This window comes from Frigidibacter sp., assembly GCF_030695035.1.
In the GTDB taxonomy this organism is placed as follows: Bacteria; Pseudomonadota; Alphaproteobacteria; order Rhodobacterales; family Rhodobacteraceae; genus Frigidibacter.
This window is the reverse complement of sequence record NZ_JAUYTT010000008.1, coordinates 610,255-622,654: the sequence shown is the minus strand read 5'-3', so window position 1 is coordinate 622,654 and position 12,400 is coordinate 610,255. Positions and strand designations below refer to the sequence as shown.

At 67.2% G+C, this 12,400-nt stretch carries 13 protein-coding genes; 5 read left to right on the top strand and 8 right to left on the bottom strand.

The features are described from left to right. Positions 1 to 113: 113 nt before the first annotated feature. Positions 114 to 617 (top strand): pantetheine-phosphate adenylyltransferase, encoded by a 504-nt coding sequence (coaD, locus tag Q8S30_RS07145; protein ID WP_305665327.1) that lies wholly within the window; start codon positions 114 to 116, stop codon positions 615 to 617. On the opposite strand, the gene Q8S30_RS07140 is transcribed toward coaD, so the two are convergent. From Q8S30_RS07140 to gap (Q8S30_RS07125), 4 genes are all read right to left on the bottom strand, one after another. Then, the gene (locus tag Q8S30_RS07140) at positions 598 to 3,513 is read right to left on the bottom strand and encodes a cation:proton antiporter (RefSeq protein ID WP_371135462.1); all 2,916 of its coding nucleotides are present in this window, start codon (positions 3,511 to 3,513) and stop codon (positions 598 to 600) included. The genes coaD and Q8S30_RS07140 overlap by 20 nt on opposite strands. 96 nt (positions 3,514 to 3,609) lie before the next feature. Next, positions 3,610 to 4,611, bottom strand: a complete 1,002-nt coding sequence (gap, locus tag Q8S30_RS07135) for a type I glyceraldehyde-3-phosphate dehydrogenase (protein WP_305665326.1) — start codon at positions 4,609 to 4,611, stop codon at positions 3,610 to 3,612. 80 nt (positions 4,612 to 4,691) lie between these two features. Continuing rightward, a complete protein-coding gene (locus tag Q8S30_RS07130; protein WP_305665325.1) occupies positions 4,692 to 4,835 on the bottom strand; it encodes a hypothetical protein in 144 nt (47 codons plus the stop codon). A 30-nt stretch (positions 4,836 to 4,865) separates the two neighbouring features. Next, on the bottom strand, positions 4,866 to 5,870 hold the full coding sequence (gene gap / locus Q8S30_RS07125; RefSeq protein ID WP_305665324.1) for a type I glyceraldehyde-3-phosphate dehydrogenase: 1,005 nt from the start codon (positions 5,868 to 5,870) through the stop codon (positions 4,866 to 4,868). Positions 5,871 to 6,093: 223 nt separating this feature from the next. Here gap (Q8S30_RS07125) and Q8S30_RS07120 point away from each other — a divergent pair, with 223 nt between their 5' ends. Continuing rightward, entirely contained in the window at positions 6,094 to 7,065 is a 972-nt protein-coding gene (locus tag Q8S30_RS07120) for a DUF808 domain-containing protein (protein WP_305665323.1), read from the top strand. 252 nt (positions 7,066 to 7,317) lie between these two features. On the opposite strand, the gene tkt is transcribed toward Q8S30_RS07120, so the two are convergent. After that, positions 7,318 to 9,336: a transketolase gene (gene tkt / locus Q8S30_RS07115; RefSeq protein WP_305665686.1), complete on the bottom strand. Its 2,019-nt coding sequence runs from the start codon at positions 9,334 to 9,336 to the stop codon at positions 7,318 to 7,320. A gap of 239 nt (positions 9,337 to 9,575) precedes the next feature. Here tkt and Q8S30_RS07110 point away from each other — a divergent pair, with 239 nt between their 5' ends. From Q8S30_RS07110 to Q8S30_RS07100, 3 genes are read left to right on the top strand one after another with little or no spacing between them, the layout of a single operon-like run. Further along, positions 9,576 to 10,109, top strand: a complete 534-nt coding sequence (locus Q8S30_RS07110; protein ID WP_305665322.1) for a hypothetical protein — start codon at positions 9,576 to 9,578, stop codon at positions 10,107 to 10,109. Then, positions 10,102 to 10,506: a cell division protein ZapA gene (locus Q8S30_RS07105; protein WP_305665321.1), complete on the top strand. Its 405-nt coding sequence runs from the start codon at positions 10,102 to 10,104 to the stop codon at positions 10,504 to 10,506. The genes Q8S30_RS07110 and Q8S30_RS07105 overlap by 8 nt, the downstream gene beginning before the upstream one ends. After that, entirely contained in the window at positions 10,503 to 10,829 is a 327-nt protein-coding gene (locus Q8S30_RS07100) for a hypothetical protein (RefSeq protein WP_305665320.1), read from the top strand. The genes Q8S30_RS07105 and Q8S30_RS07100 overlap by 4 nt, the downstream gene beginning before the upstream one ends. A 358-nt stretch (positions 10,830 to 11,187) precedes the next feature. Here the strand turns inward: Q8S30_RS07100 and Q8S30_RS07095 are convergent, their stop codons facing one another. The 3 genes from Q8S30_RS07095 to Q8S30_RS07085 all read right to left on the bottom strand — a co-directional run bounded on the left by Q8S30_RS07095 (position 11,188) and on the right by Q8S30_RS07085 (position 12,312). Then, positions 11,188 to 11,457: a hypothetical protein gene (locus Q8S30_RS07095; RefSeq protein ID WP_305665319.1), complete on the bottom strand. Its 270-nt coding sequence runs from the start codon at positions 11,455 to 11,457 to the stop codon at positions 11,188 to 11,190. Positions 11,458 to 11,617: 160 nt separating this feature from the next. After that, positions 11,618 to 12,010, bottom strand: a complete 393-nt coding sequence (gene grxD, locus Q8S30_RS07090) for a Grx4 family monothiol glutaredoxin (RefSeq protein ID WP_305665318.1) — start codon at positions 12,008 to 12,010, stop codon at positions 11,618 to 11,620. 59 nt (positions 12,011 to 12,069) lie between these two features. Further along, positions 12,070 to 12,312, bottom strand: a complete 243-nt coding sequence (locus Q8S30_RS07085) for a BolA/IbaG family iron-sulfur metabolism protein (protein ID WP_161348059.1) — start codon at positions 12,310 to 12,312, stop codon at positions 12,070 to 12,072. Positions 12,313 to 12,400: the final 88 nt, after the last annotated feature.

Sequence of the window (12,400 nt, the reverse complement as noted above, 5' to 3'; positions counted from 1 at the left end):
CGCCATGCCTGCTGCAACGCGGCGCTTGCATTTGGCGGGGCAATATAGTTGCGTGCTGAAAATTCGGGCGCGGCGAGAAGACTTCGGTCCTGCCCGCCAAGTGGAGGGACAGCATGCGCATCGGCCTTTACCCCGGCACCTTCGACCCGGTCACGCTGGGGCATATCGACATTATCGAGCGCGCCTCTCTGCTGGTGGACCGGCTGGTGATCGGCGTCGCCATCAACCGCGACAAGGGGCCGCTGTTCACGCTCGAAGAGCGGGTGGGGATGGTCGAGGACGAGATCGGCCGCATCGCCGCCCAGTCCGGCACCGAGATCCTGGTGCATCCGTTCGAGAACTTGCTGATCGACTGCGCCCGGGATGTGGGCGCCAGCGTCATCATCCGCGGGCTGCGGGCGGTGGCGGATTTCGAGTATGAATTCCAGATGGTCGGCATGAACCGCGCGCTGGATGCCGGGGTGGAAACCGTGTTCCTGATGGCCGATGCACGGCGGCAGGCGATCGCCTCGAAGCTGGTGAAAGAGATTGCCCGGCTGGGGGGCAATGTCTCGCAATTCGTGCCCGCGCCGGTGGTGGTGGCGCTGACCGAACGCTTCAACCGCGCCCCGCGCTGAGCGGGTCCTGGTCTGCCGCGTTGGTGGGCTCCGGTTCGGCCTCCTCGGGCGCCGCTGGCGGAGAGGCTTCCGCCGCGGCGGGGATTTCCGGCAAGAGCTCCGGCTCTGCAGGCGCATCGCTCTGCGCCGCGACTGCAGGGGCGTCCGGCATGGGTGCGGCGGTGCTGACAGGCTCGGCCACGGGCTCTTCCGGCGCTGTTGACGCGGCCGTGGCGACTTCCGGCTCCGGCAGGGCAGGCGCGGCTTCCACTTGCGTCTCGGCTTCGACAGCGACTGCGTCCGGCACAGGCGCGACGATGGCGGCCGCCTCCGGGCTCGCCGCCTCCGCCTCAACCTCCTGCGCTTCCACCTTCGCGACCGTCAACGCCAGTGCGGCCGCCGTCGCGGGGGCACCGCCGGCCTTGGCAAACAGCGCCGGGTCCAGCTTCACCCCGCGGCGGGCGGCACTTTCCACGACGGCGCGGCGCAGCGTCGCGCTCTTTTCCAGCAGGCGGCGGAAGCGGGCCTCGTCCAGCGCCAGCAGCGTGCAATGGGTGATCGCCACCACCTGCGTGCGCCGCCGCATCCGCGCCAGCAGCGCCAGTTGCCCGAACATCTCGCCGCGTCCCAGTCGGTGTTTCGTGCCCGCCGTCACCGTCTCCACTGCGCCCGAGGCGATGAACCAGACCTGCCGGGGCACGCTGTCGCGGTGCAAGATCACCTCGCCCGGCGGCACATAGAGGGTGCGCAGGCGCTTTGCCAGCATCTTGCGCGCGCTTTCGTCCAGCCCCGCGAACAGTGGAAACTGCGCCACCAGATCCGACTTCTGCAGCTTGAGGTCCAGCGTCGGGCGGGCAGCCAGAATACCGCGGCGGCGCGCGATCTCATCCCCCAGCGTGGCGCGCAGTTCCGGCCCGATCAGCCCGTCTTCGGTCAGCGCGTCATATTCCCGTTCCTCCAGCCGCAGCGTGGTGCGGCGGATCAGGCGGCGTTCCAGCATCTCGGCATAGCCGGGGAATTGCAGGCGCAGGCCCTCCAGCTCCTTGAGCGTCTCCTCGGCGCGGCGGTCGAGGAGTTCATGCAGCAGGTCCGCCACCCGGCGGCCGTGGATGCGGCGGATGCGGTCGTTGATGAAGCCGTGCAGGTCCGGCAGGATCATCCCCAGCGTCACCAGCATGTCGAACCGGTCCTCGGTCAGCCGCGCCAGCGGCCGGCCAAGCCCGGCGCGGTTGTGCAGCGCCTCGGCCGCGCGGTAGCGCCAGCCGGTCGCAAGGTTCGCGCGCGCCGCGGTGCGATAGGCGGTGCGCCCGTTCGCCCGCGTTGCCTCGATGATCCGGTCGGCGCCGGCCAGCAGCCGTTCGGCAAGCTCGGGCGGGATCACCTGCTGGCGAAACTCCTCAAGGATCAGGTCGCGCTCGCGCCCGGCCAGCGCCACCAGCCCCAGGGTGATGCGGTCGCGGTCGAGGATGTCTTCCATGCCATCGGCGCGGCGCACGGCGACGTCCAGCCTCTCGCCAAAGCGCTTGGCCTCGTCGCGGACGATCTCTCGCGTCAGGCCAAAGTCGCGGGCGGTTTCGGCCACGCCCTCGCGCACCGTTTGCAACGCCACGGCGATGACCTGATTGCCAAGCGCGGTGTCGATGGGCGACAGCCGGTCCAGCCCGAGCCAGGCGATGACCCGGCGCAGGCTGGTGCCCTGTACGATGAGGGTGAAGAGGGTGAAGCCCGTGGCGAGGATGCCGACCTGCCGCTGGATCTCGGGCGGGACCAGCCGGCTTTCGGTGACCGCCAGCGCCAGCGCCAGCGTGACCGCGCCGCGCAGGCCGCCCCAGAGGATTGCCACGCGGTAGGGGCGTTCCACCCGTGGCGACAGGCGGATCATCGTCAGCAGCGGCAGCACGATGAACAAGATCGCGGCGCGGGCGACGAAGGCCGCCAGCACCACGATGGCGACCAGCACCAGATCGAAGGCGCGCACGTCCGACAAGAGGCGCGGGATCAGCAGCGCCGCCAGCACGAAGATCAGCGACCCGGCCCAATGCGCCAGCAGGTCCCATGTGTCGCGCAGCGTCGCGGTCAGCGCCGGGGGAAAGCGGCCGGGCGCCAGCAGGTTCAGTGTCAGCCCCGCCGCGACCACGCCGATCACGCCCGAGGCATTCAGCTGCTCGGCGCCAATGTAGGTGAGGTAGGGCAGGGCGACGCTGACCGAGACCTGCCCCAGCGGATGCGCCGGCATCCGCGCGATGATCTCGACCGCCACCCGCGCCGTCAGCGCGCCGGCAAGGATGCCGCCCGCCACGATCCACGGGAAGCGCATCAGCCCGGCCACAAGGTCAGGGTCTTCCGCGCCCACGGTGACGAAGCCCAGGAACAGCCCGAACAGCGCGATGGCGGCGGCGTCGTTCAGCAGGCTCTCGCCCTCGACAATCCGCGCCAGCCGCTGCGGGGCAGGCGTCGCGCGGAAGATCGAGACCACGGCCGAGGGGTCGGTGGTCGAGACGATGGCGCCGATCAGCAGGCAGGCGGCCAGCGGCAGCCCGGCAAAGGGCATCAGCGCAAAGCCGATCACCACCGTCGCCACCACCACCGCGACCACCGCCAGCACCAGCACCGGCACCCAGTCATCCAGCATCCGCCGCAGGTTCAGCCCAAGGGCGACCTGAAACACCAGCGTCGGCAGGAAGACATAGAGGAAGACGTTGGACCGGATCGGCAGATTGAGGATCGCCAGCGCCATCGGGTTCAGCGCATCGGTCAGGTCGGTGCGCCAGAAAAACGTCGCCGCGGCCCCTATGGCGATGCCCACCGCCGCAAGGATCACCGAATAGGGAAGGCGCAGCTTTGCCGCCAGCGGCTCGCTGAGGCCGATCACCAGAAACAGTGCGGCGACGATGGCAATGATGACGACCAAATCCATGCGGCATCAATAGCTTGGATGGGGCCCCCGGAAAACACTCGCGCCGATAAGTTTTCGTTACCGGCGCGAAATATTTGGCGTGAAATCAGCAGAGGATCAGAGCAGTTTGCCCATCGCCACGGCGGTGTCGCTCATCCGGTTGGAGAAGCCCCATTCATTGTCATACCAGGTCAGGATCCGGCAGAACGTGCCCTCCATCACCCGGGTCTGGTCCAGCGCGAAGGTGGAGCTGTGGGGGTCATGGTTGAAGTCGATGGACACGTTCGGCAGCGCGGTCACCCCGAGGATGCCCTTGAGGCGGCCCGCGGCGGCGGCCTTGATCGCCTCGTTGATCTCTTCGACGGTGGTTTCCCGCGCCGCCTCGAAGGTCAGGTCCACGACCGACACGTTCGGCGTCGGCACCCGGATCGCCACGCCGTCGAGCTTGCCCTTCAGCGAGGGCAGCACCAGACCCACGGCCTTGGCGGCGCCGGTCGAGGTGGGGATCATGCTCAGCGCAGCCGCGCGGCCGCGGTAGAGGTCCTTGTGCATGGTGTCCAGCGTCGGCTGGTCGCCGGTATAGCTGTGGATCGTGGTCATGAAGCCCTTCACGATGCCGATGCTGTCATGCAGCACCTGCGCCACCGGGGCGAGGCAGTTGGTGGTGCAGGACGCGTTCGACACGATGGTGTCGGCGGCGGTCAGCGTGTCATGGTTCACGCCATAGACGATGGTCTTGTCGGCACCGTTCGAGGGGGCCGAGACCAGAACCCGGCTCGCGCCGTTTTCCAGGTGGATCGCCGCCTTGTCGCGGTCGGTGAAGATGCCGGTGCATTCCAGCACGATATCGACCCCGCCCCAGGGCAGTTCGGCGGGATTGCGCAGCGCCGTCACCTCGATGGGGCCGCGGCCCACGTCGATGCTGGTCGCGGTCGTGGTCACTTCGCCGGGGAAGCGGCCATGGACCGAATCAAAGCGGATCAGATGGGCATTGGTTTCCACCGGCCCCAGATCGTTGATCGCCACCACCTCGATATCGGTGCGCCCGGATTCCACGATTGCGCGCAGCACGTTGCGCCCGATCCGGCCAAAACCGTTGATTGCCACCTTTACCGTCATCATCCGTCTCCTCTGGCCATGCAGCCGGTTTGCGCTAACAGCTTGATAGCGCGGGAAAGCTCTGCCGGAGCCTAGCCGCACTATCGCCAGAAGGCGAGGTATTCGATGAGGTTTGCGAGCTTCAGGCCAAGGAACACCGGCAGGCCGCCGCCGAAGGCGAGCGCGTCCAGGATAAAGATCAGCAGGATCAGCGCCCCAAGCGCGATGGCGACGGTGTTGGTCATGGTCGGGGGCGCGTGGCCCCCCGGGCTCCTTCAGTGCAGGAGCCGCCCCATCGCCCCGGCCACATCGGCCATCCGGCAGGAGAAACCCCATTCATTGTCATACCATGCCAGCACGCGGACGGTGCGCCCGCCAACGACCTTGGTCTGGTCCGGGGCGAAGATAGACGAATAGGGCGTGTGATTGAAGTCGATGGAAACCTTGGGTTCAGGATCATAGGCCAGCACCATGCCCATGTAGCCGGCGGCCGCCTCGCGCACCACGCGGTTGACCTCTTCCACCGTCACTTCGCGGCCTGCCTCGAAGGTCAGGTCCACGGCAGACACGTTGGGGGTCGGCACCCGGATCGCCGAGCCGTCGAGGCGGCCCTTCAGTTCCGGCAGCACCTCGCCAATGGCTTTCGCGGCGCCGGTCGAGGTGGGGATCATCGCCATCGCGGCGGCGCGGGCGCGGTAGAGGTCGCTGTGGCGCCGGTCGAGCGTCGGCTGGTCGCCGGTATAGCTGTGGATCGTGGTCATGATCCCGCGCTCGATGCCGATGGCGTCGTTCAGCACCTTGGCCAGCGGGGCGAGGCAGTTGGTGGTGCAGCTGCCGTTCGACACGACCAGATGATCGGCCGTCAGGCTGCGATGGTTGACGCCGTAGACCACGGTCTTGTCGGCATTCTTGGCGGGGGCAGAGACCAGCACCCGCTTGGCGCCGCGGGTCAGGTGGATGGCGGCGGCGTCGCGTTCGTTGAACTTGCCGGTGCATTCCAGCACCACGTCGCAGCCTTCCCAGTCCAGTTCTTCCGGGTTGTAGGTCGACATCACCTCGATGGGGCCACGGCCGAGGTCGAGCGTGTTGCCCGACACCCGCACCTGCCCGGGGAAGCGGCCATGCACCGAATCGTATTTCAGCAGATGCGCGTTGGTCTCGATCGGCCCGGTGGCGTTGATCTTCACCACCTGCACATCATTGCGCGCGGCCTCGGCGATATGCGCCAGCGTGCAGCGCCCGATGCGGCCAAAGCCGTTGATCCCGATGGTGACGGTCATGTCGCGCTCTCCCGCTGGTGGGTTGTCCTGGGTCGTATGGCGCGGAAAGGTCGCGCCGGTCCTGTTCAGGATTCGTATACCAACGTGTGCAAGTGCAGAAAACCCGCGGAATCAGTATGTTAGCGAAAACATTCCCTGTTGGCGCTAACGCAGGCCCCGCGCGGCGCCCCTTGCGCCGGACAGGGCATCGGCTAGGGTCGCGCAAGGCATAAAGGACGGGCACATGAGCGGATTGCTGGCGCTTCTCGATGATGTGGCGACGATTGCCAAGGTTGCTGCGGCCTCGCTCGACGATGTGGCGGGGCAGGCGGCCAAGGCCGGGGCCAAGGCGGCCGGTGCGGTGATCGACGATGCCGCGGTCACACCCAAATATGTCCACGGCTTTCCGGCGGCGCGCGAGCTGCCCATCGTCGGCAAGATCGCCCTTGGCTCGATCCGCAACAAGTTGCTGATCCTGCTGCCCGCCGCGCTGATCCTGTCCACCTTCGCGCCCTGGGCGATCAACCCGCTGCTGATGCTGGGCGGCGGCTATCTGTGCTTCGAGGGCGCCGAGAAGGTGCATCACATGTTGTTTCCCCCAGCGCATCACGATGTGCCGCTGGACGTGCCGGTGGCCGATGCCGGGCATCTGGAGGCGGAAAAGGTCGCGGGCGCCATCAAGACCGATTTCATCCTGTCGGCCGAGATCATGACCATCGCCCTTTCCGCGATCCCCGAAAGCAGCCTCTGGACCGAGGCGGCGGTGCTGGCGCTTGTCGGCATCGGCATCACGGCGGTGGTCTATGGCGGGGTGGCGCTGATCGTGAAGGCGGACGACATCGGCCTGCACATGGCGACGGCCGGGCGGCTTGGCGCTACCCGCGCCACGGGCCGCGGCATCGTCAAGGGCATGCCGGTTTTCATGAAGCTGCTCTCGGCGGTGGGCACCGCCGCGATGATCTGGGTCGGCGGCTCCATCGTGATCCACGGGCTGGAAAGCTTCGGGATCAGCGGGCCCTATCAGTGGATCGAGCATATGGCCGAGCTGGCGGCGGCCGCCGTGCCAGGCGCGGCCGGCGCGGTGGACTGGGCGGTGACGGCCCTCTTCGACGGCATCTTCGGGTTGGCGCTTGGCCTCGCGCTGATCCCGGTGGTGGGCAAGGTGATCGGGCCTGCGATTGCCGCGGTGACGGGGAAGAAGGCGGCGGGGCACTGAGGGAGCCCTCTCTTCCTTGCCCGGAACAAGGCGCCTTGGCGCCGCCGGGCAGCGCCCGTCCGCCCCCTCGGGCGGGCGCTTTTGCAACGGCTCCGCCTAGAAATCCGGTGGAGGGGTGTTGAACCATAAACCGCCTAGAACTGCTGTTGCTCGCCCACCCGGCGGACGGGCGCTGCCCTCTGTCCGGTCGGATGGGCAACGAAAAAGGGCCCCACACCGGGGGCCCTTTCCAATCCTTCGCCAGACCCGCCCTTAGAGCAGCGCCTTGACCTTCTCGGCCACGGCTTCCGCCGTGATCCCGAACTCGGCATAGAGCCGCTCTGCCGGGGCCGAGGCGCCGAAGCCTTCCATCCCGACGAAACCGGCCTTGGCCTCTTTCCCGCGCTCACCGAGCAAGAAGCGGTCCCACGGCATCCGCACCGCGGCCTCCACTGCCACGCGCACCGGGCCGGCGGGCAGCACCTTGCGGCGGTAGGCTTCATCCTGCGCCACGAACAGCTCCATGCAGGGGACCGAGACCACGCGGGTGCCGATGCCTTCCGCCTCGAGCGCCGCGCGGGCGTTCATGGCCATCTCCACCTCGGACCCGCTCGCCATCAGGATCGCCTGACGCTTGCCCGTCGCCTCGGCCAGCACATAGGCGCCCTTGGCACTCAGGTTCTGGTTGCTATGCGCGGTGCGCAGCGTCGGCAGGTTCTGGCGGCTCAGCGCCAGCACCGAGGGCGTGTCCGACGTGCTCAGCGCCAGTTCCCAGGCCTCGGCCGTCTCGATGATATCGGCGGGGCGGAAGGTCCAGGTGTTCGGCGTCGCCCGGCAGATCGCCAGATGCTCGACCGGCTGGTGGGTCGGGCCATCCTCGCCAAGGCCGATGGAGTCATGCGTCATCACATAGACCACCGGCGCGCCCATCAGCGCCGACAGGCGCATCGCGCCGCGGGCATAGTCGGTGAAGCAGAAGAAGGTGCCACCGTAAGGCCGCACGCCGCCATGCAGCCACAGCCCGTTCATCGCCGCCGCCATGCCATGCTCGCGGATGCCGTAATGCACATAGCGGCCCTTGCGGTTGCCGGGGCCAAACACGCCCAGATCCGCGGTCTTGGTGAGGTTCGAGCCGGTGAGGTCGGCCGAGCCGCCGATGGTTTCCGGCACGGCATCGTTCACCGCGCCCAGAACCATTTCACTGGCCTTGCGGGTGGCGACCTTCGGGGCGGCCGCGGACTGCGCCTTCTTGAAGCCGCGGATCGCGGCGGCGAGCTTTTTCGGCGCGCCCCCGGCCATCTGCCGCAGGAACTCGTCGCGCTTGTTGGCCGACAGGGCGCTCAGCCGTTCTTGCCACTCGGCGCGGTCCGCAGCGCCGCGCTTGCCGATGGCCTTCCAGGCCGCGGCAATCTCGGCCGGGATCTCGAAGGGCGCATGGGGCCAGCCATAGACCTCGCGGGTCGCGGCGATTTCCTTGTCGCCAAGCGGCGAGCCATGGGCCTGATAGCTGTCGGCCTTGGTGGGCGCGCCGAAACCGATGATGGTCTTGCAATCCACCAGCACCGGGCCGCTGGCCTCTTTCGCCGCGGTCAGCGCGCGGTCGATATCCGCCGGGTCATGCCCGTCGCAATGCAGCACCGTCCAGCCCGAGGCGGCAAAGCGCGCGCGCTGGTCGGTCCGGTCCGACACCGAAACCCGGCCGTCGATGGTGATGTCATTGTTGTCCCACAGCACGATCAGGTTCGACAGCTGCTGCATCCCGGCAAGGCCGATGGCCTCCTGGCTGATCCCCTCCATCAGGCAGCCATCGCCGGCCAGCACCCAGGTGCGGTGATCGACGATCTTCTTGCCGAACCGCGCCTGCAGCGACTGTTCGGCAATCGCCATGCCCACGGCATTGGCAATGCCCTGACCCAGCGGGCCGGTGGTGGTCTCGATCGCGTCCACCAGGAAGTTCTCGGGGTGGCCCGCGGTCAGCGCGCCCCATTGCCGGAACGCTTTGATCTGGTCCAGCGTGATCTGCGCATCGCCGCACAGGTGCAGCAGCCCGTAGATCAGCATCGAGCCATGGCCGGCCGACAGGATGAAACGGTCGCGGTCGGGCCAATGCGGGGCCGAGGCGTCGAATTTCAGGTGCTTTTCAAACAGCACCGTCACCACATCGGCCATGCCCATCGGCAGGCCCGGGTGGCCGGAATTGGCGGCCTGAACCGCATCCATCGCCAGCGCGCGCAGCGCGGCGGCTTTCATCCAGTGGTCGGGGTAGGTCGCGCGGAGCGTGGCGATATCCAAGGCGGCATCCTTCGGCAACGTGTTAGCGGTCACGCGTTCAATAGCAGCCCCATCCCCAAGTTCAAGCGCGGGCAGCCGCCGCCCGGCCCGGGGCGGCGGGAAAAGGGGGGTAAAAGGCCCCGGCGAATGCGCTAAGATCGCCGGAAGGCGTGGCAAGGCCGATTCGCTTCTTCTGGGGCGGCGGCAAGAAGCAGGCAGCACAGGCCGGGCCGAACGACACCCGGAACGGGGGAGAGCGGATGAGCGACATAACAGACTATGAACGCCGGATCGCCGCGGCGCTGGAGCGTATCGGCCACGGGGTCGAGACGCTGGCGCGGCCGGTGGCGGTGCCAGAGCCGGACCCGGTGGCCGAACCCGTGCCCCCCGCGGTCGATACGGCGGAACTGACGGCGCTGCGCGAGGCGCTCGAGTCCGAACGCGCTGCCAATGCGCAGCTGGTCGAACGGGTCCGCGCCATCAAGGAAAAGCAGGACAGCACCATCGGCGCGCTGGAACGCCGCGTGGCCAAGCTGACCGCGCAGCTGGAGGCGGGCGGGCTCGACGCCGCCAAGCTGCGCCGCGCCAATACCCAGCTGAGCGATGCGAGCCAGGCCCTGCGCGAGGCTATGGCGGCGGCGCTGCCCGAGCCGCATCTGATCAACAAGGCGATGCTGGCCGAGCTTGACGCGCTGCGGGCCCTTCGCGCCTCGGACGCCGCCGAGATGGAAGAGATCCTCGCCGAGCTGAAACCCTTCCTGACGCCCCAGCCTCCGGAGGTCGCCAATGCCTGAAGTGCGTATCACTATCGGCGGGCGAGAGTTCGACGTTGCCTGCCAGGACGGCGAGGACCATTTCCTGCGCACCGCCGCGCAGATGCTGGACACCGAGGCGCAGAGCCTTGTGGGCCAGCTTGGCCGGATGCCGGAGGCACGGATGCTGCTGATGGCGGGCCTGCTGCTCGCCGACCGCACCGCCGCGATGGAGGATCAGGTCCGCACCACCGAGGAACGGGCGCAGGCGGCCGAGGCGGCTTTGGCCGAGCTGCAGGCGAACCCGCCGCGCGTCGAGGTGCCGGTGATCCCGCAATCGGTGGTGGATACGCTCGCCGAGATCGCCGCCCGCGCCGAGGCGCTGGCCGAACGGGTCGAGGAAAAGGCAGGCGTCCGTGAAGAGGTGGGCGGCGCATGAGGCTTGGCGTGATTGCCGTGCTGGCGCTTTTGCCCGCCCCGGCCAGCGCGGCCGAAGTGCTGTTGCTGGAGTTTCTCTGCCGCGGCGACCAGCGCCTGCCGGTGGCGCATGTGCTCGATGGCGACGCGCCGGGCCATGCGGTGATCTGGTACGACGGCGCCATGCAGGTGCTGCCGGAAATCACGGCCGTGTCGGGCATTGCCTATGCCGAACCGGGCTATGGCCTCATCTGGCGCGAGAAGGGTGTGGAGGGGCATCTGGCCCGCGCCCTGCCCGGCGGCGCCGAGGAAGACCTGCTGTTCGATTGCCGTCTGGTGGGGTGAGCCTGTTTCCGACGCGATCAGGGGACTTGCCACAGGCAAATCACCCGCGCCGGTTGCCCGGAGGCGTGAGCCGGATGACCGTCGCGCTCGACTGGTGGAGGAAGACGAAGCGCATATGAGGTATGGAGCGCAAGAATACAGGTATGCTCGTCCGCTGGCCGAGGCGCTTCAAATAAACTCGGCGTTTCGAAGCTGGTTCCTCGGGAGGACGGAGTTTGCATCTCACCGGAATTCTGCGATTTTGCTTCATGAAAAGCAGATGCAGGTGCGGTCACCTTCGGCCGAGAACTGGTGGCGCAGCTATTGGGTCGGCTCAGCCTACCAGTTCAAGAGCGAGTGCGGCGAGCGAGAGACAGACCTACTGGCGGTTTTCGAAGTAGAAGACGGAAAACGCTTCGCTCTTCATGTCGAGGTCAAGCCACCGGGTGACCGATTTGGCCTTGACCAGGCGCGAGATTACAGCCGAAGAGTGCGCTGTTGGGCTGGAGCTGGACGAAACCCAAGAACGGTACTTCCGCACGATGCGGCGACGACAGTCCTTTGCTGCGAAGCGCGTTTCAGTGATCGTCGTGCTGTCGAGGCTTCCCTTTTCGCCTGCGTTGTAACGTTTGAGGAGATCGCCGAACACCTCCGCAATTTCCCGGACCCTGTTTGAAACTGACTCGCGCGCGCACCTTCTTACGGGCCATCCCGGCATCCGTGCAGCACCAATTCGCAAAGCGCTCGTCTTGGAACGCAAAAAGCCCCGCCATTCCCGGCGGGGCCCCAACCTTCAGCGCATAACCCCTTCAGGCGTTCGCTTCGCGGATCTTCTCGGCAGCGGCCTTGTCATAGGCAACCCCGCTCTGCTCGAACAGCGCGTCCATCTCGCCCGACAGGGTCATCTCGGTGACGATATCGCAGCCACCGACAAACTCGCCCTTCACATAGAGCTGCGGGATCGTCGGCCAGTCCGAGAAATCCTTGATCCCCTGACGGATGCCGGCATCGGCCAGTACGTTCACGTCGAGGAAATCCACGCCCATGTAGTTCAGCACCCCGGCGACGCGGCTGGAGAACCCGCATTGCGGCATGGTCTTGGTGCCCTTCATGAACAGCACCACCTCCTTGCTGGCAATGATCTCACGGATCTTGTCCAGCGCGGCGGATTGCGGGACTTCGGGTTGGGTGACATCGGACATGGCTGCGTTTCCTTTTGTTCGGGCATCGCGATCACGCCCAGAGTGCATGGGGTTGCCGGTCAGTCCGGCGCCTTGGTCGTCAACGCCAACGCGTGCAGGGCACCGTTGGGTCCGTCCATCTTGCCCTTCAGGCTGGCATAGACCGCGCGCTGTTGCTGCACCCGGTTCATGCCCTTGAAGCTGGCATCGATCACCTCGGCGGCCCAGTGATTGCCGTCGCCGGCCAGATCGGTGATCGTGATCTTTGCCTGCGGAAAACTCTCGCGGATCAGGGTTTCGATATCCTGCGCTTCCATCGGCATCGGGGCTCGTCCTTCCGGGGGTTACCCCCAAGATGTAGAATGGTAGGGCCCGCGCTGCAAGGGTTCAGCCGCGCAGCGCGGGCAATTG

Excerpts from the sequence above, each read along its gene's own strand:
- Q8S30_RS07130 (WP_305665325.1), bottom strand. The coding sequence starts at position 4,835 with ATGACCAACACCGTCGCCATCGCGCTTGGGGCGCTGATCCTGCTGATC.
- gap (WP_305665324.1), bottom strand. The coding sequence starts at position 5,870 with ATGACCGTCACCATCGGGATCAACGGCTTTGGCCGCATCGGGCGCTGC.
- Q8S30_RS07140 (WP_371135462.1), bottom strand. The coding sequence starts at position 3,513 with ATGGATTTGGTCGTCATCATTGCCATCGTCGCCGCACTGTTTCTGGTG.
- Q8S30_RS07105 (WP_305665321.1), top strand. The coding sequence starts at position 10,102 with ATGCCTGAAGTGCGTATCACTATCGGCGGGCGAGAGTTCGACGTTGCC.
- Q8S30_RS07110 (WP_305665322.1), top strand. The coding sequence starts at position 9,576 with ATGAGCGACATAACAGACTATGAACGCCGGATCGCCGCGGCGCTGGAG.
- Q8S30_RS07100 (WP_305665320.1), top strand. The coding sequence starts at position 10,503 with ATGAGGCTTGGCGTGATTGCCGTGCTGGCGCTTTTGCCCGCCCCGGCC.
- Q8S30_RS07120 (WP_305665323.1), top strand. The coding sequence starts at position 6,094 with ATGAGCGGATTGCTGGCGCTTCTCGATGATGTGGCGACGATTGCCAAG.
- grxD (WP_305665318.1), bottom strand. The coding sequence starts at position 12,010 with ATGTCCGATGTCACCCAACCCGAAGTCCCGCAATCCGCCGCGCTGGAC.
- Q8S30_RS07085 (WP_161348059.1), bottom strand. The coding sequence starts at position 12,312 with ATGCCGATGGAAGCGCAGGATATCGAAACCCTGATCCGCGAGAGTTTT.
- gap (WP_305665326.1), bottom strand. The coding sequence starts at position 4,611 with ATGACGGTAAAGGTGGCAATCAACGGTTTTGGCCGGATCGGGCGCAAC.
- coaD (WP_305665327.1), top strand. The coding sequence starts at position 114 with ATGCGCATCGGCCTTTACCCCGGCACCTTCGACCCGGTCACGCTGGGG.